Origin of the sequence: Flavobacterium sp. RNTU_13, assembly GCF_046614455.1 — a bacterium.
GTDB lineage: Bacteria > Bacteroidota > Bacteroidia > Flavobacteriales > Flavobacteriaceae > Flavobacterium.
The window spans coordinates 1,033,782-1,058,160 of sequence record NZ_JBKJHB010000001.1; the positions used below are offsets into that span (position 1 = coordinate 1,033,782).

The following is a 24,379-nucleotide window of genomic DNA, read 5'->3' on the forward strand; positions in this document are numbered from 1 at the left end:
ATTTGTACCCGTAGCAGCGTTGTGCAAAAATACTGATACCTACAAAAACGCTTCTCTTTCCACCATTTATATGCTAAAAGCTCCCTGTGCTGCAATGACGGGGGGCTTTTTTGTTTAGCGTTTTTTTTGATGTATTTAAATTTTAGCTAAGAAAATAATCTATGTTTTTCTTTGTGGTTTAATAAAATCGATTATATTTGTCCCGTAAAACCAAATCATTTTAACCAAACCAATTTTTCAATCCATTTCAGAATTACATAAACCAATTACCTAATCCATTATCATGAAAAAAATCTATGTACTTTTTACCCTTATGTTGCTTTCGCTTGTACAGGCACAGGAAAGTTTTCCGTTTATCCGCCCGGCCCTGCTAAAAGATACTGAGGTTACTGTTGTAGACAATAAAGTCTCGGGCACTTACGGGTACTTCATCGAATTTTATACAGATCGTGATATGCAGGAGCACTACATGCCGGTAGCCGATTTTAAGAGCCGTTCTAAAAGAGAGGCGTTACTGGGCAGGGTATTTCAGGTAATAGATGTAGATGAGCAGAAAGAAGTTGAAGACCAGGTTGTAGCCCGGGTAATTTTACGCGACAAAGAAAATAACATCTTATATTACCGCTACCGTTCTGGTGGCGATTATGAGTATCCTTTAAAGGTAACAGGCGGGCTTAAACTGCCTGCAGATTTTTACTGTGATTATATAAATGCGCCCGGTCAATCTTTAGATACCGGTCTTTACATACAACCCGGCTGTCATTTGTTAAAACAAACTGGGGACAATGAAGTAGAGTACTCTTTAGTCTGTAACATGTTTTCTAAAACAGGAGGTAAAGCACCAGAAAAGGTAACGCTTGTGTTACAAAATGGTGCGCCACTTGTAGTAAATGCTTATGTAGAAGTTAAGGTACACTCTGCCAACTCCTTTAAATACTCGTTTTCGTTTTTATTGTATGGCAAAAACCTTGCAGCCGTAAGAAAAAACAAAATAAAGACCATTAAAGTAGATACTGCTTCACTGGATTTTAACGGTACAAAGCTTAACGGCATTATAGAGTGTAGCGAAAAAAAGACTATAAAGAAATAACAGTATAAACTGCCGCCATTACAGCGGCAGTTTTTTTATTTAAAAATTAGCCGCCTGCCGTACCTTAACGTAGCTGCTGCTTTGGGTAACAATATCCTGCACGGTAACTACCGGAGCCGGTATGGCGGCATTAGCCTGCGCTATTTTGGCCGCCAGCTCATCAAGGTTTACGGCCTGCTGCGCCACCTCCCGAGATACTATGCCGCCCTGTGCAAAGTAATTGCCACCCGTGCTGCCACCGCCCCCTGCCGGAAACGTGTTGTTAAACGCCATAAAGTGGCGTGCCGCATTGCGGTTCATTACCCCAATGATTTCTCCCTGTTCGGCTTCAAAGCGGGTACCGTCTTCGCCTGTAAACAGCGTGCCTCCCTGGCTGTGGCGTTTTCCGCCTATGCTAAACAGGGCACCTTTTTCGGCTTTAGGAGTTTTTGTTGAGGTTATCTTTTTAACGTTAGCCAGTCCGCTGGCTACCGCAGCTGCAGCCACTATGGCACCACGAATGGGCGATGTAGGGTCGCCGGGTATTAGCTGAGAGGTATACGCCTTTTGTGCAGCAAGGTAGGTGTCTATGGTGGTTTGTGCTATTGCGGCAGCTTTACCGGCGGCGGTATTTTTACCCAAAAGTTCGGCTACTGCACTTAAAGACTGGCTGGTAAGCGACATCTTATTATCAAAAACGGCCTGGTCTATTTTTTTAAGGTTATCTTCATGTTTTTTTTTCTCAGCCTCTAGCAAAGCGTTATGTTGTTCTTTAGTTAGCTTTTCTTCTTCCAGTCTTTTGTCAAGCGCTTTTTTAGCCTGGTCGAACCGCGCATCTTCATCCATACGCTGCAACTCAAATTCTGATTGGGCATTGGCACGTTTAATTTCTAATTCTATCGCTTTTTCTTCTGCTAATTTCTTTTTTTTGTCGTCGTCATCAGCTTTAGCATTAGCGTCTATAGTTTTTTGTATGTTTTCGCGTTCGGTATTATATTTTTGCTTAATAGCCGTCTTGGCTTTTTCCAGATCTTCACTGTTTATAAGCTCATTCTCACTGCGCTGATCCAGGTACGCCAGTTCTTTAGCCTCGAGCGCCGCTATGCGTTCTCCTTCTTTTTTTATGAGTTCGTCATTAATTTTATCAACAGAAATAAGGCTTTTTTCGTTTGCCGATATATACGCTTTAAGTTCCTTTTCGGCATAGCTGGCGGCAGTTTCTGCCTTTTTTCTCAGCAGTTTGTTGTTTTCTTCTATACTTGCCTTATCCCGCTCTGCCTTAGCCTTAGCGGATTTATCTGAAGCGGCAAATTCAGCGTTTATTATCTTCAGCTTGCGGCGGTGCACTTCCTCGGCTATTTCCAACTCCTCCTTCATGGTATGTGCTTTGGCGTTTTTGCTTTCCACATACATATCCAGTTCCAGCTTTTGCAGGTCTATGGCATCCCTGGCGGCTTTTGCAGCCCTTTGTTTACGCGCTTCCGCGGCTTGTTTTTGCTGTTCTTCGTCGGCTTTGCGCTTTGCGGCGGCATCTTGTGCTATTTTAGCGCGGTCTTCCTCGTACGACGCCAGTATCTTTTTTTCTTCGCCGCTTATATTCAGGCGATCTATGTTAGCCTTTTTAAGGGCGTCTATTTCCTCCTGGGTAAACTTTTTTACCTTCATCATTTTCTCAGCGTAGGCAGCACCTTGGGCTTGCAGTTGGTCTAACTCTGTTTTGCTGAGGCCTTTGCCCAGTGCGGCACTGGTTACCGCATTATTGTATGCGTCCTGGCTTAGTTTTTTACGCTCCTGCAGGTTTGCCGTTTCTAGTTTATGGGCGTCGTCAAGGGCTTTAAGGCGTTCCTGTTCTGTTTTGGTTTGGTCTTTAGCCACCTTCATTAACTCATCTATGCTTTGTTTTGCCTTTAGGTTGCGTTCTTCCTGAACGCTCATGGCAGCACTTAACTTTTCTTCGCTATTTTTAAGCGCCTCTTTGTCTTTAGCCAATTGTTGTGCGGCGCGGCCTGCTTCGGTGCTGGAGCCTACAAAATCAGCAAAGCCTTCTATAACCCACGCAATGCCTTTTGCCAGCAGCTGCATGGGCATGGTTACAATATCTATTACCGGGCCCAGTGCTGCCATGGCCTTTTCTACTGCCTGGGTTACGGGCGGAAAACTCATAAGTTTTTGTATTAGCGGGCCCAGCACGCTCAGCAAAATCCCCAGGGGATTAGCGGCTATGGCCTTGCCTACACCCGCTATACCGGTTTTCATTAACGAAAAAGAATCAGAGAGCAAATTACCCACGCCCCCTGCCGCCTGGGCACGACTTATAAAACCACTGATGCCGCCGTTAAATACGTTAATGCTATCAAAGGCTTCGGTTACCTTGTCTTTGTAGTAGCCCATGGTAAGCGTACCATTAGTTTGCAGCTCGTTAGCCTCGGCTATTTTTTCGTTGTTTTGTTCTATCTGTGCGCGTATGCGCTCCAGGTTGTCAAGGTAGTTATCGTCTGTAGCCCGAAGCTTTTCGCGAATGCGTATCAGGTCTTCGTTTTGGTTTTGGTAACTGCGCTGCGAATTAAGGTTGTCGTTCAGCGTTTTTTCCAACTCCTTATTAGTATTGATGCTTTTTTTGTGGGCATCTTCCAGGTTATCCAGCTCTTTTTTGTAGTCTGATACGGCTTCTTTTTGCTCTTTTAATTCGGCTTTTAGATTTTTATACTCATCGGTATTTTTTTTATTTTCGTCCTTTAACTCTGCCATTCGGTCTTTCAGTTCCTTTACGGCGGCCTGGCTTTGCTTAAGGTTTTCGTTAGCTTCCCGTGCATCGGCACTTACTTTTAATAAAATTTCTTGTTTACTGCTCATGGTCAGGGTATTGGCAAATATTGGCGCAAGCTAAAACTCAGGCTACCCGTACCATCTCGCAGGTTGTGGGTTTTCCGGGTACGTAGTTGGTTATCTTATTCATAACAAAATTGCCTCCCAGCTGGGCTATATAGTATTTCTTTTTAAAATCGAAATTAGCCACATCGGCTTCAGACAGCCAAAGTTGCGCGCTTACCACAATAGTTTTTTCCAGTATGCGTTGCAGCGGTGCATAGTAGGTTTGCAAAATCTGGCTAAACGGAAGCCCCGTATAATCTTCGGTAAGGTAGCTTGTACAGGTGCCGTTTTGCTGCGGGTTAGCGTTACTTTTTACAAAAACCGACGTGTTTTTTCGCTCGGCACGCATAAGGTAATAGCGCTTATCCAGCGGCTTGTATTTAATAGGAGCTTCGCCCTCTGCCGGGTTTTCTTTAATCTCTTTATCCCACAGTTTGTACACGTTAGTAGTGCGCCCCAGGTAGGTTACGGTTTGTTTTTCGGGGCTGTATATCCTTGATTTAAATAAATCGGTGCTATCGTTAAGGTTGGCATTCAGTACGGTAAGGTAGCCATCGTTATGCGATTGCTCTTTGTCGTTATACGCATACCTAAACCAGTTTTGCTGGGCATAATTGCCGGTTACATACTCTTCCTGAAGTTTTTTTACAAACTTGCTGCTCCAGTCTGCCACGGTACCGGTTTCCAGCAGCTCGTGCAGGGTAAGAAATTCGTAATGGTTTTCATACCTGCGCTTGTACATGGTAAGCCCAAAGCGCTGCACAATCTCGGTAAGGAAATCGCGGATGGAAAAATCAGCAAACGCCTGCGAAAAGTCGATCTGAGACGGATCTCTCTTGGTAATTTTTAGCGTAACTATACTGTTGTTATTGTTTATGTAATACGCGTTTTGCGAATAATTTGGCGCGCCAAATACCACTGTAAGCGTGGTGCCTGCCGGCAAATCCATTTCCTGGGCAAAGATAAATGCGTTTGGGACATTTGGTTTCGGGTTAAGGCTTATACCGTACGGTATATTTTGTACCGGTTGGTTTTGTACATTTAAAGCCAGGAACACATTAGTAGCCGAAACCGGTGAGTGGTAAAAGTCGCTGCCCTGAGAGGCATTTACCGTAGCCGAGATTTCTATGTAGTAGCGCCCTGCCTGGTTAATTTTTATGTAGCTGGGGCTGCTGGCGTTTATAATATCATTCGGGTCAGGGTCCGGGTCTGTGCGGGTATCGGCAAACGCGCCCAGCCAGCGGTGTGGCACGGTGTTAGGACCCTGCACAAACCAGCCGTGAGGCGCATCAAACAACACAGGGTTTTGGTCAGAAAGGTTTGGTACCCCTTTCGGAAACGTGAGCCACAGGTTTTTAAAGTCATCCGAATTAAACACGCTGCCCGACCAGCTAAAGCCGTAAGTGCCAAATATTTTCTCCCAAAGGTAGCTTACCTTAACGGCCGGCACCAGGTAGTCAAAATTTACACTTAGCCCCGTTGCGGGCGGATTTGCTACGGTATTATCGCCATTATAGTCGGCCAGTATGTAGGCGTATTTGTTGGTGTTTTCAAGGCTGGTATCCCAGGAGTCTTTTATGGCGGCAAAGGTTTTTTTATGGGTAAGATCGTCTAGCCCCAGTGCCGAAAGGTTTTTGTTTTCCACGGCCTTGTACAGGTCTATAATACCATCGTAAATAACCACGTCGTAGCTGTCGCCACCATCGGTAACCACCGCCCAGCCGTTGAATACAAAGCATTCGCCTGTAGTGCTGTACAGGCTGCATTCGTTTTTTTGATAAGGTATGTTGCTGGTGTTTCCGGTAAGGGTAAGGTAGTTCATTATCCGCACGTTGTTAGCGGTTTTGGGCAGGCTAAACTTGTTGGTATAACTTGCCTGGCGGTCGTCTAAGCTGTTAAGGTCGTTTACCTGCCGGGTTTGTGCTATTACGGTATTGGGCGACAAATCAGCCACCGAACCGTTTATGTAGAGGATTAAAGACAAATGTTTTTAGGGTTTTAGCAGAAATATTTTTTGTCGGAGGTCGGAGGTCCGATGAAGGGTATGAGTAAGCATTCCCCTCCTGCGGAGGGGTGCCCGCAGGGCGGGGTGGGTGTACGGTTTTCAGTCTCAGTTTTCAGGTCGGATGTCGGATGTCCGAAGTCCGATGATGGATATGAGTGAGTAACTTTGCACGAGGCGTAAGCCGAACTGGCGCAGCAAACCACAAACCACCAACCATCCACCGTTCTGTCATGGCGAGCGGAGGTACGGAGAGCGGCCATCTCATTAGTTTTCAGTCTCAGTCTCAGTTCGGAGTAAGCAACTGAAAACTGTGACTGCGACTGTAAACTATTTTCTTGTCAGCTTTGCATACGCTGCTTCCACTTCGTTTTGGGCTTTTATCTGTGCCAGCAGGCTAAAGATTTCGCCGTAGGGTTTTCTGCCCAAATCGTAAGGGTATTGCCCAAAGGTTTTACCCAGCTGAATCAGGGGCAGGGTATCGCTAAAAACGTTTAGCTTATCGGCACCCGCCATGTGCCACAGGTGGCTGTCGGTGCTCAGGGTGTGCAGCAGCTTGGTTTCGGTGGCTATGAGACATTTAAACTCTGAAATCAAAAACTTGCGCGCGGCAAAGTACTCCGCCACCCGAACGTTGTAAAACTGCCTTTGGGTTACGCCAAAGCACACGCTAAAGAGCTCCTGCACTTGTGGCCAACTGTTTAGTTTACCCAGCAGGCGGATGCAGTACTTTACATTGGCATAAGGCATTTGCTGCAGGTTCAGGGTTTTGCCGGCAAAGGTGTTTTTGGGCGGGAGCGTTTCCAGCCAGGCATCGTACAGGGTGGTATCGGGCAGGCGTGCGTAGTATTTTATGCGGATGTTTTTCATGTTTTTAAATTGAAAAATTTAAAGATTGAAGCAATGAAAGATTAGGCATCTTTGCGAGGGATTTGTAACACAGAGGTGCAAGGAGAAGGCACAGAGACGCACGGAGTTTCTTTGAGGTGTTGTAGCCCGAAGATTCTCAAAGCAAACGCAGAGATTCCCAAAGTTTTTGTTCTGGGGTAAGCACGCAAAGCATTCCTTCGGAATGTAAAGAGATCGCGGAGGCTGGATGTCGTATGTCCGATGATGGATAAGAGTAAGCATTCCCCTCCTGCGGAGGGGTGCCCGTAGGGCGGGGTGGGTTTTCAGTTTTCAGTCACAGTCTCAGTTGTCCGTTCCGCCTGTCATGGCGAGCGGAGGCACGGAGCGCGGCCATCTCATTAGTTTTAGGTTACTATTTTGTGTACTTTGTACATTCCGCAGGAATGCTTTGTGTGCTTTGTGGTAAAATCTCTGAGCATCTTTGTGTTACAAAAATGAGATAGCTTCGTACCTCGCCATCTGGCGCAAGGGGGAGACTGAGACTCCGTGTACTTTGTACATTCCGCAGGAATGCTTTGTGTGCTGTAAAGAGTAGTTTTCTTAGGGTTACTTTGTGAAAAAACTTTGAGTGCTTTGTGGTAAAATCTCTGTGCATCTCCTTGTTACAAAAATGAGATAGCTTCGTACCTCGTCATGACAGGCAAACTATAAACCACAAACCATAAACTACAAACCCACCCGCACCCTTGCCGAATAATCTTTCCTAAGCGCAAACCAGTAGCGCATCATAATGCTGTCCCATTCATCCGGACTGCGGCCTATGAGTTCCTTAACACGGTCTTTGGGGATAATGCCCTGCTTGCCGTCGCGGTCTATGTCCTTTAGTTTTACCTGTTCCATTTCTTCGGTAACGGTTTGCATAAGGGTGGGGTCGTGGCACAGTTCGCCTGCGTGGCGATTAGTTATCATCTCGGCCATTTTAATGCTGCACTGGCTTTTAAGGTTGTCAAAGTTGGGTTTTACGTAAGTGTCGCCCTGGCGCATTTCCAGCGGAGCCGAATTGTTTACAAAACCCTTGCACCGCAAAAAATCGACTACCCCGCCGCCCACCCCGTCTTCGTCGGCTAGAATGTTGCTCAGCGCAATGCCGTATTTGGATTGCAAAATTTTGGCCCTGCCCACCACTTCATCCAATCCCGAACGGGCTATGGCATAGCGGGCAATACACACCCAGCCGTGCCATACGCGAAACACGGTTTTATCCCTGCCCTTGCGCGCCACGTCTATGGTCATGTACTTAACGCCTTGAGGGGTAAGGTGCGCGGGGTTAAAATAATCGGTTATGGCATCGTGGTCTATAAGCGTTGCAGGATCGTCGTCGTACTCCCAGTTGCCGTAATACAGGCGCTCCCTGCTGTTTTTATCGAGCCGTAAAAGCGACTGTAAGTAGCTGTGGTGCAGGTGCGGGTTATCTGCCGGAAGGCTTTGTATAAACCTGCGGTAGGCGGGGAGCTTGCCCTCGCGCCAGTGCTTGTAAAACTCCTTGTACGCCCAGTTTTTTACAGGGTTACAACTGCCCAAAAGTTTGGGTATCAAGCCAAATTCGGTGAGTTTGTAGCGGATGCGGCTCTTTACAATTTGCCATGCCTGATAGGCCACCTGGCTGCATTCGTCTATAAAAGCACCGGTAATTTCGAGCGAACCCAGGCTGTCAAAATTTGGGTCAGATGGGTAATGGAACAGGTCTTTCAGCAATATCTGGCTGCCGTTTTTCCAGTAAATAATGTTTTCGGTGGGTTTGTAATGAAACTGCGGACTCAGCTTAAGCATGGTGGCCAGCTCAAAGAAGGTATTAAGCGTAGTTTCCTTCAGGGTTTTGAGCTTGCTGCGGCCCATAAGCCAGCGCGAACCGGGGTATTTTTGGCACATTTCCATAAGCCAAAGGCAGCCCAGGGCGCTTTTGCCGCCGCCTGCCGCCCCGCCGTACAGGAGTTCTTCGGTAACGGAATCTTTAAGGTACCAAATGGCGTGTTGTTGTTTAGGCAGTAGCTTCATCATCCTGCAACGGATTGTGGCCCTCGCCCAAATTAAGCGTTACCCCGCGTGGGATGTCGTAGGTATCGTCGCACTTTTCGTTCCACTGCTTGGGGTTGCGGTTGCGCAGCCAAAACTGCTGGCTCCTAAAATCGGCCGGAATGTGTTTTTCTACCTCCACTATTTCCACGCGTTCTTTTTCTACGCGTTTGCCGTTTTCGTCGTAATACACCTCCTTGCATTTTATGGCTTGCTTTACGGTAATGATCCGGTCTAGCGTGGCCTGGTAGAGGGATGCCGCCACTTCTATATCGGCGGTTTTTTTGCCGCGCACAAGGGCATCTTTAAACTCGGGGTACTGCTTTTTCCAGTTGAGTACGGTATCCCGGCTTACGCCAAAACACGCCGCCAGTGTGGCATCGGTAGCGCCCAGCAGGCAGAGTTTTTGGGCCTTATCGGCATACTCGGGTTTGTATAGGGTGTTCTTGGTTTTCCTGGGTACCGAAGCAGGGGTTACTGCTTTCATGGTGGTGTGGTTAGGGGAATATTAGGGGATTTATTTCAATAAGTAAAATAAATAATTACAAAGCAAGTAATAGCAAAAAATAATGTTGAGTAAAAACTTCCTCTAATGTCATTTTTCATTATCTTAATTTTTAAACGTTTTTCGGAGTTAGATTTCTCAATTTCAACTTTTTCTGTGGGATTTATATCCTCTGTAATAGGCTTAAAAATTTTATTATAAATAATTAATCTCAAAATACTTGATGTTGTTACTGATATGCCTATAATGGTAAAGCATATCAATAACTTTAGAGCAATTCTAGAAAGAAGGTTATAATCCAATAAAATACTGCTAGGATCCCACCAAGTATAAAACCAAAGGCTAAATAGTAGAACTACAGATATAAAATCTATTGTTGTGGTGTCTTCATCTAGGTAGGAGTATCTGAAATTTATATTATTTATATTTGAGTTGGGGATTTTAAAAACAGTACTGTGGATCTCTTTAAATTTCTTTTGTGTTTGATCATATATTTGAGTTTCTGTTAACACTATATAGTCAAGATTCCCGTTGTGATCCAAATCATAAGAAGTCAAAATACCACTATATAAATTATTTCCGTCTTTTTCAGACTTTACAAGAACATCAACAGTTGTAGCATTACATTTTCCTTTCTCTAAAGAGAAATCTTTAAAATCTTTTATTTCGCCTTTAAAATAATAGTGCCAATTATTTGAAAATCTTAAGGGTGCAAAATATCTGTCTAATTTAAAGTTTCTTACAACTTCATAAATGAACCAACCTAAAAATATTGAAACAAAATATAATATAGCCAAGTATTTGTAAACACTTTCAATGCTAAAAAGATTTAAATCCTTTTTTTCGATTTTTTCTTTTGTAAGTGAATTATAAAAACTTAGACAGTATGGATAATTTATCTTTTGAAAAAGATATTCATAGCAATAGAATCCAGCAAAATTGATGAGTATTCCAAATAATGCACTATAAAAAATTGAGTGTGACCATGATTTAGAATCAAATTGTTGTGAGAAAGGTCCTTGAAAATAGACTCTTCTAAAAAGAAACCCTGGCACTAAAATAAAAATTATTAATACCAGGGTTTTTAATGCTATGTCCATATTATTTTTAGGAGAATTTGACCAATGTTATCTTTTCACCATTTTGTTTTGTGAAAGTTTTTTCGACCTTCATTTGAGTATGCGTTTCAGACCTTTTTCCATCTGAATCGATTCCTGTAGTAAACTCAATGAAATCTTCTCGAGTTGTGGGATCATTAAGAAGGTCAACAGCCTGTTTGCTCATCAAAGTATTTCGAGTAAAAAATACTGATTCTATCTTCGAAAACATTAAACTAATCATAGATAGAATTCCCATAAATAGATTATTTGTTCTCATTTTTTCTAGCTTTATATAAAAGTAAACAAATTTTATTCCACTTGTATCTAAATTACCTTTTTTTTTAGATACTGAAAAAGGAGTGCAAACTTATAAATTACGTTCTTATTTTGCAACATAAATATTCTCACATACAGCACCTCCTGCATCAGCATTAACAGCTAATGCAGGAGCTACCATATAAAATTTTCCAGTATGTCAAAGAACACGAGTAGTCTTAAAGTCGAAGGTCAAAAGTCATAAAGCCAACAACCAGCAACCATCAACTGTTATTCCACTTCCTGCGCAGGTTGTTGCTTACGTTAAACTCACCCCTACACATAAAATCATCGTGGCGCCGGCGGCTTTCGTCTGCTGCGGCAAGGCAGCGTTCTTCAAAGTAATCGCGAAAAAAACTCAGCACCTTAGGTATGCTCAGGCTTTCGTAAAACTCCCCGTACTGCCCCGCTATTATACGGCGAAACAGGTAGGTGAGGTCGCTCATTTTTAACGATGGGTATAGCGTAATAACCTCCTGGGCACACAGGTCTATCTGGTCTTCGGTCATGGGTTTGTTAAGGTTCAGCAGGTCGTTTAGGTACACCAGCCAACCCATAACCAGCGCTTGCGAAAACCCCCTGCCCTTCTCCCGGCTTATGGCCGCCAGGGTAGGGGCGGTGGTGTTCATGGCGGTGGTAATATCGGGTAGCTTACCGGCGTGCTTAAGGCAGTTTGCCGGTCCGTAAACGCTCAGCAATTTTTCGTTTGAAAGCGTCGCTATACTGTACCCTGCTTTGTCCGGCAGGTGGTTTGTTTCCATGCTCTGGAGTTAATGCAAATAGCCCTTTCCAGCCCTTGCCCATGCTTTGGTGCAGTATGGCTATGGCGGTGGTTTGGCAGGCATTGCTTAGGGTGGCCAGTTCCAGCAGGGCTGCCTGTTCGCTCTCCGGGCTGCGGTAGGTGCGGTGGTGTTCGGTTTGGCGGTAGCGTTTCCAGGCGGTCCACTGGGTGGCAAACTCTGGTCCGGCAAACGGTGGCACCACATGGCCGATAGCCACAGCAACGTCGGGTTTTTCTCCCATACCCTCTTTTCCGTTTTCATGTTCATTTATATTTTCATTTTCATATTCACTTTCATTTTCTAAAGGCTTTTTCTGGGTTAGGTTTTGGGTTTTTATTGGGTTTTCTTCTTTTATTTCTGTTTGATGGTTATTAGATGTATTATCTTGTTTGTTACCAGTGGTTTTACCCTTTGGCCTGCCGCCTTTTTTACCGTTCTCGGTTTGTTTACGTTTGTAATCGGCACGGCGGCTGCGTTCTTCTTCCAGGCGGACGTTGGTTAAAAAACCCGTTTCAGATTCTATAAACTTAATAGCCACGGCCTGCCAAAGAGTTTCCCAACCCGAACCCAAAATTAACCCAAGCCTGTCTTTTGGGATTTTTCCGTGTGCCCACTGATAACTCAGCAGCGTAATGTATATACCCCGTTCGGCCATGGTAAGGTGCATTACCCCGGTTAAGAAGTCTTGTGCGTAAAACGGAAATGCAGGATCTTTCATTGGGTTGGTATTTGGTTATAGGGTTATGTGGTTATTCGGTTATAGGGTTATGCGTTATGTCCGGGCTTCGGGTTGCTGATTGCCAAATAACCAAATCCACAAATAACCGAATAACCCTAAAACTACACCCTCACCAGGTTATCTATAATTACGTTGTTGTACGTGCCTTTGCTGCCGCTAATGTGAAATTCCAGCTCGGCTACATCGCCGGGAAGCAGTTCCTGCAGCAGGTCTATCTTGGTGCCCAGTGCCGAAGGATAAAACATACGTCCGTTTTCCTGCTCAAAATGCAGTTGCTGCACCGCAGTGCCCAGTTTGGTGGTTTTTACATCGCCTATGGCGGTTATAATGCCTTTTATTTTGTAATTCATTTCTTTTAAGGTTATTTGGTTATTGTCTCAGTTTTCAGGTCGGATGTCCGAAGTCCGAAGTCCGATGATGGGTACGGGTAAGCATTCCCCTCCTGCGGAGGGGTGCCCGTAGGACGGGGTGGGTTTTAGTTTTTTAGTCTCAGTTTTCAGGTCGGATGTCCGAAGTCCGAAGTCCGATGATGGGTACGAGTAAGCCAACTTTGCACGAGGAGTAAGCCAACTTTAAACCTGAAACCTGAAACTTTAAACTTTAAACTAAAACCTACACCGCTCTTACTGCAAAGGCCACGAGGTTGTTGTACTGTATGCCGCTGTTTTTGCTTATTTTTCCTTCCAGCGACACGTCTACCGAAATTTCGTCGTGTTCCTTGTAGGCGGCGAGTTCGTCCATGCGGCGGCCTCTAAACTCTACAAACGCACGCTGGCGATGGTCTGGCACCAGGGTTACTACTTTCTTTTCATGGCCGGCTGTGTTGCGGTATTCTATGCTTTCTATGGTTCCTGTAATAGTCATTTTGATGAATTTTAAAATTTAAAGATTGAATGATTTAAAAATTTTGTTTCGGGAAGATGCGTGCGGTGGGTTTTCGAATAACCCAATAACAGCATAAACACTTACTCAGTAATGGTAAACCGCCTGTCGGCGTTAAAGAGCATTATCGCTTCCATTTGTATGGCAGCCGCCCGTGTTTGGGCATCGTGGGTTGGGGTGGTTTTGCCCTCTTGCGGGTTGGTTTTGCTTTCGTTTTGCGTCATTATTTCATGGTGTGCAAATCTTTTTTTGGTGCAAATCTTGGCCTTACGTTGGTTTTGTAAGTTGGGTTTTTGTGGTATATTACACTTTTTAGACGGTAGTTCAACACCTTATGTCGGGTTAATTAAAGCTAAGGTTGTGAATAAATTCACTATTTAGCTAATTAGGTGTTGTTTATTTCGCTTTATGTTGTACCTTTGTTCCAACTACAATGCAAAATTAAGTGGAATATTCCACACAACAAAATAAATTAGATGAAAATTTTCTACATTTGGTTTAAAATTTTCTCGATATATCCGTAAAGTGTTGATTATGGAAGGATTGGAAATAAAACAGCGTCGGGAAGCTTTGGGTTTAACCCAAAAGGAACTGGGCGACCGTATTGGCGCAAGCCGTGAAACGATTATTAATTACGAAAAAGGAAAGCCGATACCCAAAAGTAAAAGCGAAATATTACACAAGGTGCTTTTGGATAACGCTGTGGCCGATAAAAAGGTAGTGGGTGCCGAGGAAATAAAGTTTGCCCACCCGTTTGAAAATAAAAACGGCAACCAGTTTATAGAATTGCCAAACGGCAAGTTTTATATGCTTATGCCGCTGGCCGACTTTAACGTACAGGCGGGTTTTCTGGATAATTACCAGGACAGCGATTTTCTTATGGACCTAAGCCAGCATGGCATTATGGTAGATAAGCCGGTGCACGGGCGCTATGTGGCATTTCGTATAAACGGCGATAGTATGGACGATGGCAGCAACCAGGCCATAAGCCGAAACAGTATTGTAAGCACCCGCGAGCTGCAACGCCAGCACTGGGTAAACAAGCTGCGCTACCGCGATTTTCCGTACTGGGTGATTTATACCACCCAAAGCAAGCTGCCGCTGCTAAAGGAAATTATAGAACACAATACCGAGGAGGGCTACATTACCTGCCATTCGCTTAACGATAGCCCGGAGTTTACTGATTTCAGGTTGTATATAAACGATATTCAGGCGCTATTTTATGTAATAGACGTAAACAGAAGCGTGAGTAAAAAGGTGGTGTATTAGTCTAAAGTCTAAAGCCGGAGGTCTCAGTTTTCAGTCTCAGTTTTCAGTCTCAGTTTTCAGTCTCAGTCTCAGTTTTCAGGTTCGAGTAAGCAACTTTAAACCTTACGGTTGGGTTGTGCGTTTGTAAATTGTACCGTCGGTTTTAGGGAGAAAGATAGTAAACTCTTTAAAAATCGTATCGTAGCGGGTTATGTCTATTAGCTCATTTGGCTTTACAAGAAGCGTATGCATAACGGTAAGCATGGTCGAATCTTTTTGTGTTATTTCACGCTGTAGTAAACCATCACTTTTGTTTTGTAATTCGTATTTAGGGTACAGGTACAGGGTGTCGTGCGCTTGTTTCCATTCCCCTATAATACTGGTGTACAGGAGGGGGCTATACATTTCATAAGACTTAGCCGGGTTTTTTAAAATAATGTATGTTGCGGGTATATTGGGGCTTTCATCTGATTTAAATACAGCTACATACGGCCATAACGACACTTTTTTTGCACCACAAGACCACAATAACCACAAGGCTGTAAGTAGTAAAAACGGGTTTTTCATAAGTATTGGTTGTAATGGGGTTCAGTCTCAGTTTTTCAGTCACAGTTTTCAGTTGCAGTCCCATTTTTCAGTTCCCAGTCTCAGTTTTTTAGGTTCGAGTAAGCAACTTTGCACGAGGTGTAAGCCGAACTGGCGAACCAAACCTTAAACCCTAAACCACAAACTATAAACCGAAACCCGCCTCGTCATGGCGAGCGGAGGCACGGAGCGCGGCCATCTTTACAGTCGCAGTTTTCACCACAAAGGCACCACGTTTTTCACGAAGCTTTTTGTAGCCCAAAGATTCCCAAAGCCAGCGCAGAGATTCCCAAAGTTTTCAGTTTTTGTAACGTCCTCAAAGCATTCCTCTGGAATGAGCAAAGCACACAAAGCTACCGGCAGAGTGGTATTCCCCTCCTGCGGAGGGGTGGCCGTAGGGCGGGGTGGGTTTTCAGTCCCAGTTTTCAGTCCCAGTCTTCAGGTTTGAGTAAGCAACTTTAAACTTTAAACCTTAAACTCGAAACCACAAACCATAAACGATAAACAACTTACTGCTGCGTTTTAATCGGGATTCCGTTTATAATACGGTCCAGGCTTAGGTTGCCTATGCCCAGGTAAGACGACAGCAAATCCGTGCTAATGCGCTCTGCAACGCCCGGGCGGGCATTTATAAAATCGCAATAACGCTCCTCATCGCTTTGTATCATGTTGTTGGCTATGCGTTTTCGGGCAGCCTCCATGTTGTTTTGTATCAGCTGCTCGCACACCTCGTTTAGCAAGGGCACCTCTATACGCACGCGTTCAAAATCTTCCATGTTAATGCAGGCTATGGTGGTGTCTTCCAGTGCGGTGGCGGTATAGGCTACAGGCATGCCGGTAAGCGAGCTGCTACGGTCGCCCACCCAGTAATGTTCGCTGCAAAAAGCCGTAACTTTTTGCTCCCCATTAAGGTCTTGGGTATATTTATACAGCAGGCCTCTGCACACTATGCCGTCATACGGCCATAAGCCGCCTTCGTTATATAGGTTTTCGCCTTTTTTTAGGTGGATAAACTGCACGTGCTTTAATATATGCGCCATATCGGTGGCACAAAAAGCAGCTTTGCTGTTCAGGTAGGCTTCAAATACTTCAGTCATTAGGGGATTTTTGGTTTTTGTCAATTCAAAATTACAACTTTTCCGGCAGTATGTTAACGTATTATGTTAATAAAAGTGAATCTTAAGAATACGCTACCAATAACGTTTCCAGTACTTTAACGTCCATATCAAGGAAAGACGCTATACAGGCTGTACTGGTTCTTGCCGGCACGGTGGGGTATTTTTGTAAAAACTGCTGCACCTTTTCGGCATCGCTTAGTGCAGGCATAAAAATATAGTTTTGGCGAGAAGCAAGATTTCGCTGCACCAGGTTGCTCATAAACTCGCTAAACGGTGCCAGGGTTACACACAGCGTGTTGTAGTCATCCTGGGTAATAAGGATAAAATCAGCATCAGTTTCGGCTACTACGCACATTTCTGCGGGTTCTCCGGTAAGCAGGCTCTCCCTGTCTCCGGTCCAGTAGTTCTCCGGGGCAAAAACCGTTGTTTTTTCATTGCCAAAAACATCCGTTTGATACCCCCTCGCCAGTCCCCGGCATACAAAGGCATGGTGCTGCCATACCGTGCCGCGCTCCAAAAGCTTTTCGCCTTTAGCAAGGCTCAGGTACGTGCACCGTTTTTCTACCTCCTTAAAATCGGCAGGCGTAAAGTTGGCTTTGGTTTCCAGGTATGCTTTCAGGTGGTTAAACATTTAGTTGGCCTTTTTGTTTCCTCTAATTTAACGATTTTTTTAACGCCGCGTAACGGTGGGGTGCACAAATGTAACGCGCTGTTAAACTTTCGGTAAAAAACCAATGCTTCAAATATAAGCAAAATAAAATCGCCGTAAATTTATAAGACAAAAATTTCAAAACATAAATACCAATAACTATGTTACTAAAAGATAAAGTGGCAGTGGTTTCGGGTGCCGGTAGCGGCATAGGCCGTGCCATAGCCGAGGCGTATGCCAAAGAAGGTGCCAAAGTAGTGGTAACCGATATAAACGAAGCACACGGACAGCAAACCGTAAACACCATAACCAGTGCCGGGGGCGAGGCATTTTTTGTACACGCCGACAGCAGTAAGGCAGAGGGTAACAAAAACCTGGTGGCTGCCATTGTACAAAAATACGGCAGGCTGGATATAGCCTGTAACAATGCCGGTATAGGCGGCCCTGCTGCCCCTACGGGAGAATACCCTGTAGAAGGGTGGGATAAGGTAATTGCCGTAAACCTGAGCGGTGTATTTTATGCCTGCCGCTATCAGCTGGAGCAAATGGAAAAAAACGGCGGAGGCAGCATTGTAAACATAGCCAGCATACACGGTACTGTGGCGGCACCCATGAGCCCTGCCTACACCGCCAGCAAGCACGGCGTGGTGGGCCTTACCAAAAACATAGCGGCCGAGTACGGCCAAAAAAACATTCGCTGTAATGCAGTAGGCCCGGGCTATATAGCTACGCCGCTGCTGGATGATAACCTTACCGATGATATGAAGAAGGGCATTGCTGCCAAGGCAAGCATGAACAGGCTGGGTACGCCGCAGGAAGTGGCAGACCTGGTGGTGTTTTTAAGTTCAGATAAGTCGTCGTTTACTACGGGGTCGTATTTTATAACCGATGGTGGTTATACGGCGGTATAAAAATAGCTGAAGAAAAATATTTGGCAAACGGCACAATAAAAAAAAGGAGGCTTACGTTACCACTCGTACAGCCTCCTGTCGTTTAAAATAGCACTACTTATTTTAAATCTTGGCGGGGTACCTTTCATTTGCGTGATGGGTACCCCATTTAATTGTTTTTACCTAAACGATTGTTACCGTAAACGTAATGAATTTTTTTTTAATACGCACTTTTTTTGTTAAAAAATATAGTATTCGTAATTGTATTTTTTATTATGAAAGTGTAATATTTATAAAAAAAGCACATTTGCCTTTAATAATGCAACATTTGTAAGAAAAACCAACGCAGGTAGCCTGCCGGTTATTTTGGCGGGCTACCTGCGCAGGGTAGTGGTTATGTGTAAGGCGTGATTTACGGCCTTAATTCCTTTATGGTAATATCGGTATCAAATGCGTTGTGTACCTTTTCGGCTATGATTTCTTTAGCCACGGTAAATGTGGTGGTTTTGCGCACATCCTGGCTCGATGCCGCTGCCTTAACGGTGTATAATCCCGGTTCGGCTACCCATGCGCTTTTACCATCCTGAAACGAGGCTATGTCTTTCGCGCTAAGCGTAAAGGTAAGCACTTCGGTTTCGCCCGGTTGCAACAGTTTTGTTTTGCCAAAGGCTTTTAGCTCCTGCTTAGGCTTGTGCATGCTTTTGCCAGGTGCGCTCACGTAGAGCTGAACCACCTCTTTGCCGGCGGTTTTACCCGAGTTTTTTACTGTAACGGCTATGGTAATGTTATCGGTAAGTGTTTTTGCCGATGCTTTTATAGCGGTATACTCAAACGTGGTGTACGATGCCCCGTAACCAAACGGGTACGATGTTTTTACCCCAAAGGTATTGTAGTAGCGGTAGCCCACATAAATCCCTTCGGCATACGTAACCTCCTTCGGGTTATCTTTAGGCGTGCCCGGGAAGTTTTTTGCCGAAGGCACATCGTCATACTTTACCGGGAAACTCATGGTAAGCTTGCCGCTTGGGTTTACTTTGCCACTAAGCACATCTGCTACGGCATTGCCCGCTTCCTGCCCCGGTTGCCACGCTACCAGTATGGCATCGGCTTTGGCTTTCCAGCTTTCGGTTTCTACCACACCGCCCACGTTTAGCAGCACTACTACCTTTTTCTTTTGCGCCCTAAACGCCACACTAACATCGTTTATCAGTTTCAGCTCGTCGGCAGCCAAGTTAAAGTCGTTGTCTACCGTACGGTCGTGCTGTTCGCCACTGTTGCGGCCTATGGTTATTACCGCATAGTCATTTTGCAGCGCAGCATCGTTTATATCGGCAGAGGTAAGGTTAAGTTCGGGCAGGCGTTTCGGCTGTCCCAGTATACCGCCCTCTTTTTCGCGGCGGGCTATTTCATCGGCCTGAGCCTTGGCGGCAAAGGGTATGTATTTAGCCGTTAGCTTTGTATCGGCTTTAAAATTGGCCAACTGCAGCGCATCGGGTAACGATACGGTGTATGCCTCGTTAACATCGCCACTGCCCGTACCACCCGAAATAAACTGGTACGACGTAACCCCAAACAGTGCTACCTTTTTCTTAGCAGCCATGGGCAGTGCGCCCTCAGCGTTTTTAAGCAGCACCATACCTTCGGCTGCCGCAGCGCGACTAATTTCTGCATTGCCGCTAAGGTTTGGCTTATTACTATACTGGTACTTTTGCATGGTGGGCGATTTTAATACCAGCTCCAGTATGCGGCCCACGTTTTGGTCTATGATTTCTTTTTTAATGCTGCCGTTTTTCATGGCCTGCAACAGGGCGGCCACCTGTTCTTTCATGCCTGGCATAAGCAGGTCGTTACCGGCGTTTTCCTGCGCTACCACGTTGCTGGCCTTTCCACCGGCAATAGACTCAAAGCCTGCATATCCGCCAAACCAGTCGGTCATAACAATACCCTTGTAGCCCCACTCGGTGCGTAGTATATCGGTCAGCAGGTCTTTTCGTGCCGAGGTATAGGTGCCGTTTACCAGGTTGTAGCTGCTCATTACCGTCCACGGGTCAGATTCCCGCACGGCGATTTCAAAGTTGCGCAGGTAAATTTCGCGCATGGCACGCTCGCTTATATGTTCGTTAATGCTAAGGCGATTGGTTTCCTGGTTGTTAGCGGCAAAGTGTTTTATGCTGGTACCCACACCATTTGTTTGTATACCGTTTACCATGGCTGCGGCTATTTTGCCCGAAACCACAGGATCTTCAGAATAGTACTCAAAATTACGGCCGCACAACGGGTTACGGTGAATGTTTAGCGCCGGTGCCAGCAGCACATCTACGCCGTATTCTTTAACCTCGTTGCCCATAGCCATGCCCACCTGTGTAACCAGTGTGGTGTTCCAGCTGCTGGCAAGCGCCGTGCCTACCGGAAACGCTGTACAGTAATAGGTGTTAGTATCGCCCTCGCGTTTTGGCTGTATGCGCAGCCCCGCAGGGCCATCGGCAAGTATAATGGCGGGTATGCCCAGGCGGTCTATGGCGTAGGTGGTGCCTGCAGCGCCCGGTACACGGCCTTGCACCGCGCCGGCTACGGGTGTTATACCATCAAACCCCGGCATGCCCGTACCGCAAAGGAAGTGTGCTTTTTCGTCGTCGGTCATCTGGCTTACCAGGTCGTTTATGCGCTGCTGTAGGGGCAGGCGGTAGTCTTCGTAAACATCGAGCCTGTTGTTACCGTTAAAGTCAGTAAACGTAAACCCGTTTATGGTTATTTGCCTGGGTTGTGGCACGGTATGTGCCTTTACTTGTACAGTAACGGCTGCAAAGGGGAGAAGCCAAAGTGTTTTAGCGTACTTTAATTTGTGTGTCATTGTAGGTTTTGGTTATTGCTTCAAAAAGAAGCTATTTAATGCTAAAGTACAAAAAAATGTAGCTAAAAATTTCGTTATCAATAAAAAAACTTTTTCCTTTGAGTACCCGAAAATAAACCAATTATGAGTTTTAAAGATTTAATAATAGCCCGTAGTGATGCGGCGTATGAAAAGTTTTTGCCCCACATATCTGTAGATTGTGTGGTATTTGGTTTTCATGATGCCACACTAAAGGTGCTGCTTACCAAACTAAAGGATAGCGACGCGTGGCTGCTGCCCGGCGGCTACATGGGCAAGGAGGAGGAGCTAAATGATGCTGCAAACCGCCTGCTGTACGAGCGTACGGGTGTTAGTAACATTTACCTGCAACAGTTTAAGGTATTTAGCGAAATAAAGCGTAGTGAGCCTTTTTTTAGCGATTATCCGGATACGCTTTGGCACAAAATGCGTTTTTTAACCGTGGGCTTTTATGCCCTGGTGGATTATACCAAGGTGCAGGCCGTGCCCGATGAGTTTTCCAGCGATATAGCGTGGCATGATGTGGCAAAATTACCCAACATGGGGATGGACCATGCACACATTACCGCAAAGGCGTTAATAAAACTAAGGCGTGAGCTTAATTATAAGCCGGTAGGCTATAACCTGCTGCCCGAAATTTTTACCATGCCCGAACTGCAACGCCTGTATGAAGCCATACTGAACAAGCCACTGAACCGGGGTAACTTTTACCGCAAAATGATGGCCTACGACATACTGGATAAAATGCCGGAAACCCGTAAGGGTGGTGCGCACAAGGCGCCTAACCTTTACAGGTTTAACCTGGAGCGCTACACCGCCGCCCTGAAAGACGGACTGAAGGAAGGCTGGTAAACGCGCAAAACCTAACACATAAACAACCGTAACAACACCGCATAAAAAAGGGCACCATAATGGCGCCCTTTATTTTTTCAGTAAGATGGGGTTATTTCCAAAGGTCGGCCAGTACGGCAGGCAGGGCAGAAAGTGCCAGGTTTAGCACTATGGCCACACCCGCTACCGCAGTGTACACCCATGGTAATTTTTTAGGTTCTGTTTCGGCGTCAGCTTCTTTGTTATACATGGCTATGATAACTTTAAAGTAGTAGCCCACGCTTATAATAGAACTTATTACAGCAAGCAGTACCAGTGTAAGTACGGCTGTTTTTGTCTGAGGGATAAATTTACCTTTTTCCAGCACCTGGCTAAACAGCATCATTTTTCCGAAGAAACCTGCAAATACCGGTATACCCGCCATAGACAGCAATGAGCCTGATAGTATAGCAGCCAGTACAGGGTGGGTTTTGCCCAGGCCGTTAAAGGCGCTTATCTGTTCTGATTGTTTGGCTTCGTTTACGGCTATTATAACGCCAAAGGCAGCAATACCCGCAAGGGCGTAAGCCGCAGCGTAGTAAAACAGGTTGCTTTCAGCTTCGGTTACGGATACAAACTGGAAAGCAAGCAGCATGTAACCCGCGTGCGATATACCCGAAAACGCCAGCATACGCTTAACGCTGGTTTGCCTTAGGGCAATAAGGTTACCCACCAGCATACTAAGCACCGCTACCACGTTTATGGTAGTAAGGTAGCCTTTCATAACCGGGTTTAGCATAATTACCAGCTTAAAGAACGCCGCTACGGCAGCTACTTTAGCCAGTGTACTCATAGTTGCTGTAGTAAGTGCAGGCGATCCTTCGTACACATCCGGAGCCCAGAAGTGGAACGGCACGGCAGCTACCTTAAACATAAGGCCTATGGTAATCAGTACCACACCTATGTTAAACCACCACGGCATTATTTCGCGGTTTATGGTACCAATAAATGTTAGGTCAAAAGAACCGGTGGCACCGTATATTAGTGCAATACCAAACAGTATGAATCCCGAGGCGAAAGATCCCATAAGGAAATACTTCATACCGGCTTCGTTACTGCGCAGGTTTTTCGGCTCGCTGGCAGCAAGCACGTATAAGGCTATAGATAGTATTTCTATACCCAGGAAGAACATAGAAAGGTTACCAAAACTTACCAGTGCTATGGCACCCGTAAGCAGGAACAGCTTTGTGGCTACAAAGTCGGACAGCTTAGCTTTGTGGTCTTTTTGAAACTGTGGTGTAAGTGCTATAAGCAGCAACGCCAGCAGTACAAACAGCCCTGTAAAGGCAAGGCCAAACTTAGTGGTTATAAACATATTGTTCATAGACGCCTCGTCTATGCCAAACCCGGGGAACAGCTCTGCCGATTTCCCGGTAATTTTTAAGCCTACATAAACCAGTGTGGCAAGGAGGCCTGCTATAGTAACGGGTACTATGGCTTTCCTCAGGTTAAATATTTCTGCTATAAGGCACAGTATGCCTAATCCTGCAACAGCTATTAAAATCTCCATTATAATTTATATCGGTTTATGTAAACTAACATATTCTGTATCTCAGGCAGTATAAAGTCGGCTATTGGTTTCGGGTGAAGACCAAAGAACAACAATACCGCTATAAGGATTACAAACACAGTACCCTCTGCAAAGGTAACATCGGCAAAAGGCCTGGCGTTTGTTTCGCCCAGCATAGCCTTCTGGAACATCTTTAGCATGTAAAACGCGCCAAGGATAATTGTGGTACCTCCCAGTACGGCAAATGCCATGTGGGTTTGCGCAAGGCTGTACAGCAACTCAAATTCGCCCACAAAACCAAAGGTGCCCGGCAGCGCTACCGATGCCATAACCAGGATAAGGAACATAGAGGCAAACTTAGGCGCCTGAGGGCGTATGCCACCCATTTCGCTTATGTTTTGTGTGCCGTAGCGGCGCTCTATAACTTCGGCTGCAAAGAACAGGCCTACAACCGTAAAGCCGTGAGCAATCATTTGTATAAACGCACCACGTATACCATCCAGCGTAAGCGTGTAAGCACCGGCGGCTATAAGCCCCACGTGTGCCAAAGATGAGTAGGCAAGTAGTTTTTTAATGTTGTCTTGTTTTAGTGCCAGGATGCTACCGTATACTACACCGGCAAGGCACAGGCCTATAACAATGTACTTGTACTGGTCTGCCGCAAACGGAGTAAGCGGTAACTGCCAGCGCACTATGCTGAACAAAGCCATTTTTAGCATAATACCGCTTAGTAGCATGGTACCCGCCGCAGGGGCTTTTTGGTACGTATTAGCCTGCCATGTGTGGAACGGTATTATTGGGGTTTTTATGGCGTATGCCAAAAAGAACGCCCAGTAAATCCAGCGCTGCTCTATAGGGTTAAGGTACTGCGCGTACAGCTGCAGGTTAAGGAACGTGTTTGCTTTAAGGTATACGTATATAAACGCCACCAGCATAAACAACGACCCTGCAAAGGTGTATATAAAGAACTTAACAATAGCTTTTTTACGTTCTTCGGCATCGCCTCCACCCCAGCTTAGCGCTATAAAGTAGATAGGGATAAGGGCAAGCTCCCAGAATACGTAGTACACCAAAGCGTCTACGGCAAGGAATGAACCCACCATGGCAAACGCCATAAGCAGTATAAGCGCGTAGAAGTTACGGGTACGCGGAAACAAATTCCCGAAAGAAGAATATACAATAACCGGGGTTAAGGCTGTGGTAAGAGCCGCCATGGTAAGCGATAGCCCATCGGCCTGCAGCGCGAAGATAACCAGTGGTTTTTTAATCCATAAAAAGTGCATGCTTACCACATCGCCCTGCGTAAACAGGTAAATTACGTATGCGGTAACCGCAAAAGCAGCCGTGCTGAAGAACAGTGCCGTTTTAGAGGCCCATTTGTCGCCTGCAAGCCAGGTAGCAACTGCCCCTAATAGTAAGGTAATCAGAATAAATGATACGTCCATCAGTATAA

21 protein-coding genes are annotated in these 24,379 nt (G+C 45.4%); 4 read left to right on the forward strand and 17 right to left on the reverse strand.

The annotated features are described in order from the left end of the window. Window positions 1–283 precede the first annotated feature (283 nt). The gene (locus tag ACLI08_RS04700; protein WP_411427300.1) at window positions 284–1,090 is read left to right on the forward strand and encodes a hypothetical protein; all 807 of its coding nucleotides are present in this window, start codon (window positions 284–286) and stop codon (window positions 1,088–1,090) included. A 39-nt stretch (window positions 1,091–1,129) separates the two neighbouring features. On the opposite strand, the gene ACLI08_RS04705 is transcribed toward ACLI08_RS04700, so the two are convergent. The 11 genes from ACLI08_RS04705 to ACLI08_RS04755 form a co-directional block, all read right to left on the reverse strand. After that, window positions 1,130–3,922 carry a hypothetical protein gene (locus ACLI08_RS04705; protein WP_411427301.1) on the reverse strand — a complete coding sequence of 931 codons (2,793 nt, stop codon included), beginning with the start codon at window positions 3,920–3,922 and terminating at the stop codon, window positions 1,130–1,132. A 37-nt stretch (window positions 3,923–3,959) separates the two neighbouring features. Further along, window positions 3,960–5,924: a hypothetical protein gene (locus ACLI08_RS04710; RefSeq protein WP_411427302.1), complete on the reverse strand. Its 1,965-nt coding sequence runs from the start codon at window positions 5,922–5,924 to the stop codon at window positions 3,960–3,962. Between the two features lie 348 nt (window positions 5,925–6,272). Beyond that, window positions 6,273–6,812 carry a hypothetical protein gene (locus ACLI08_RS04715; RefSeq protein ID WP_411427303.1) on the reverse strand — a complete coding sequence of 180 codons (540 nt, stop codon included), beginning with the start codon at window positions 6,810–6,812 and terminating at the stop codon, window positions 6,273–6,275. A 705-nt stretch (window positions 6,813–7,517) separates the two neighbouring features. Further along, window positions 7,518–8,849, reverse strand: coding sequence for a phage terminase large subunit (locus tag ACLI08_RS04720; protein WP_411427304.1), 1,332 nt, complete (start codon window positions 8,847–8,849; stop codon window positions 7,518–7,520). Continuing rightward, the gene (locus ACLI08_RS04725) at window positions 8,830–9,351 is read right to left on the reverse strand and encodes a hypothetical protein (protein WP_411427305.1); all 522 of its coding nucleotides are present in this window, start codon (window positions 9,349–9,351) and stop codon (window positions 8,830–8,832) included. Before ACLI08_RS04725 ends, ACLI08_RS04720 begins: the two co-directional genes overlap by 20 nt. 35 nt (window positions 9,352–9,386) lie before the next feature. Next, window positions 9,387–10,469: a hypothetical protein gene (locus tag ACLI08_RS04730; RefSeq protein WP_411427306.1), complete on the reverse strand. Its 1,083-nt coding sequence runs from the start codon at window positions 10,467–10,469 to the stop codon at window positions 9,387–9,389. A 539-nt stretch (window positions 10,470–11,008) separates the two neighbouring features. Further along, window positions 11,009–11,545: a hypothetical protein gene (locus ACLI08_RS04735; RefSeq protein WP_411427307.1), complete on the reverse strand. Its 537-nt coding sequence runs from the start codon at window positions 11,543–11,545 to the stop codon at window positions 11,009–11,011. Beyond that, window positions 11,448–12,284 (reverse strand): DUF1376 domain-containing protein, encoded by an 837-nt coding sequence (locus tag ACLI08_RS04740; RefSeq protein ID WP_411427308.1) that lies wholly within the window; start codon window positions 12,282–12,284, stop codon window positions 11,448–11,450. The genes ACLI08_RS04735 and ACLI08_RS04740 overlap by 98 nt, the downstream gene beginning before the upstream one ends. Before the next feature lie 122 nt (window positions 12,285–12,406). Then, the gene (locus ACLI08_RS04745) at window positions 12,407–12,655 is read right to left on the reverse strand and encodes a hypothetical protein (RefSeq protein ID WP_411409163.1); all 249 of its coding nucleotides are present in this window, start codon (window positions 12,653–12,655) and stop codon (window positions 12,407–12,409) included. Window positions 12,656–12,917: 262 nt separating this feature from the next. Continuing rightward, complete coding sequence (locus tag ACLI08_RS04750) at window positions 12,918–13,169, reverse strand: hypothetical protein (protein ID WP_411427309.1); 252 nt, start codon at window positions 13,167–13,169, stop codon at window positions 12,918–12,920. Window positions 13,170–13,270: 101 nt separating this feature from the next. After that, window positions 13,271–13,411 (reverse strand): hypothetical protein, encoded by a 141-nt coding sequence (locus ACLI08_RS04755; protein WP_411427310.1) that lies wholly within the window; start codon window positions 13,409–13,411, stop codon window positions 13,271–13,273. 310 nt (window positions 13,412–13,721) lie between these two features. Between ACLI08_RS04755 and ACLI08_RS04760 the strand changes: the two genes are divergently transcribed. Further along, window positions 13,722–14,456, forward strand: coding sequence for a helix-turn-helix transcriptional regulator (locus ACLI08_RS04760; RefSeq protein WP_411427311.1), 735 nt, complete (start codon window positions 13,722–13,724; stop codon window positions 14,454–14,456). A 102-nt stretch (window positions 14,457–14,558) separates the two neighbouring features. On the opposite strand, the gene ACLI08_RS04765 is transcribed toward ACLI08_RS04760, so the two are convergent. The 3 genes from ACLI08_RS04765 to ACLI08_RS04775 all read right to left on the reverse strand — a co-directional run bounded on the left by ACLI08_RS04765 (window position 14,559) and on the right by ACLI08_RS04775 (window position 16,769). Continuing rightward, window positions 14,559–15,002, reverse strand: coding sequence for a hypothetical protein (locus tag ACLI08_RS04765; protein ID WP_411427312.1), 444 nt, complete (start codon window positions 15,000–15,002; stop codon window positions 14,559–14,561). Window positions 15,003–15,529: 527 nt separating this feature from the next. Beyond that, window positions 15,530–16,117, reverse strand: coding sequence for a Crp/Fnr family transcriptional regulator (locus tag ACLI08_RS04770; RefSeq protein WP_411427313.1), 588 nt, complete (start codon window positions 16,115–16,117; stop codon window positions 15,530–15,532). Window positions 16,118–16,199: 82 nt separating this feature from the next. After that, complete coding sequence (locus ACLI08_RS04775) at window positions 16,200–16,769, reverse strand: Crp/Fnr family transcriptional regulator (RefSeq protein WP_411427314.1); 570 nt, start codon at window positions 16,767–16,769, stop codon at window positions 16,200–16,202. A 179-nt stretch (window positions 16,770–16,948) separates the two neighbouring features. On the opposite strand from ACLI08_RS04775, the gene ACLI08_RS04780 reads away from it, so the two are divergent. Further along, entirely contained in the window at window positions 16,949–17,698 is a 750-nt protein-coding gene (locus ACLI08_RS04780) for an SDR family NAD(P)-dependent oxidoreductase (protein WP_411427315.1), read from the forward strand. A 391-nt stretch (window positions 17,699–18,089) separates the two neighbouring features. Here ACLI08_RS04780 and ACLI08_RS04785 read toward each other — a convergent pair whose 3' ends face one another. Then, window positions 18,090–20,528 carry a beta-glucosidase family protein gene (locus tag ACLI08_RS04785; RefSeq protein ID WP_411427316.1) on the reverse strand — a complete coding sequence of 813 codons (2,439 nt, stop codon included), beginning with the start codon at window positions 20,526–20,528 and terminating at the stop codon, window positions 18,090–18,092. A 123-nt stretch (window positions 20,529–20,651) separates the two neighbouring features. On the opposite strand from ACLI08_RS04785, the gene ACLI08_RS04790 reads away from it, so the two are divergent. Next, a complete protein-coding gene (locus ACLI08_RS04790) occupies window positions 20,652–21,398 on the forward strand; it encodes an NUDIX hydrolase (RefSeq protein WP_411427317.1) in 747 nt (248 codons plus the stop codon). 91 nt (window positions 21,399–21,489) lie between these two features. Here ACLI08_RS04790 and ACLI08_RS04795 read toward each other — a convergent pair whose 3' ends face one another. Beyond that, window positions 21,490–22,926, reverse strand: a complete 1,437-nt coding sequence (locus ACLI08_RS04795; RefSeq protein WP_411427318.1) for an NADH-quinone oxidoreductase subunit N — start codon at window positions 22,924–22,926, stop codon at window positions 21,490–21,492. Then, the gene (locus tag ACLI08_RS04800; RefSeq protein ID WP_411427319.1) at window positions 22,926–24,371 is read right to left on the reverse strand and encodes a complex I subunit 4 family protein; all 1,446 of its coding nucleotides are present in this window, start codon (window positions 24,369–24,371) and stop codon (window positions 22,926–22,928) included. Before ACLI08_RS04800 ends, ACLI08_RS04795 begins: the two co-directional genes overlap by 1 nt. Between the last annotated feature and the right edge of the window lie 8 nt (window positions 24,372–24,379).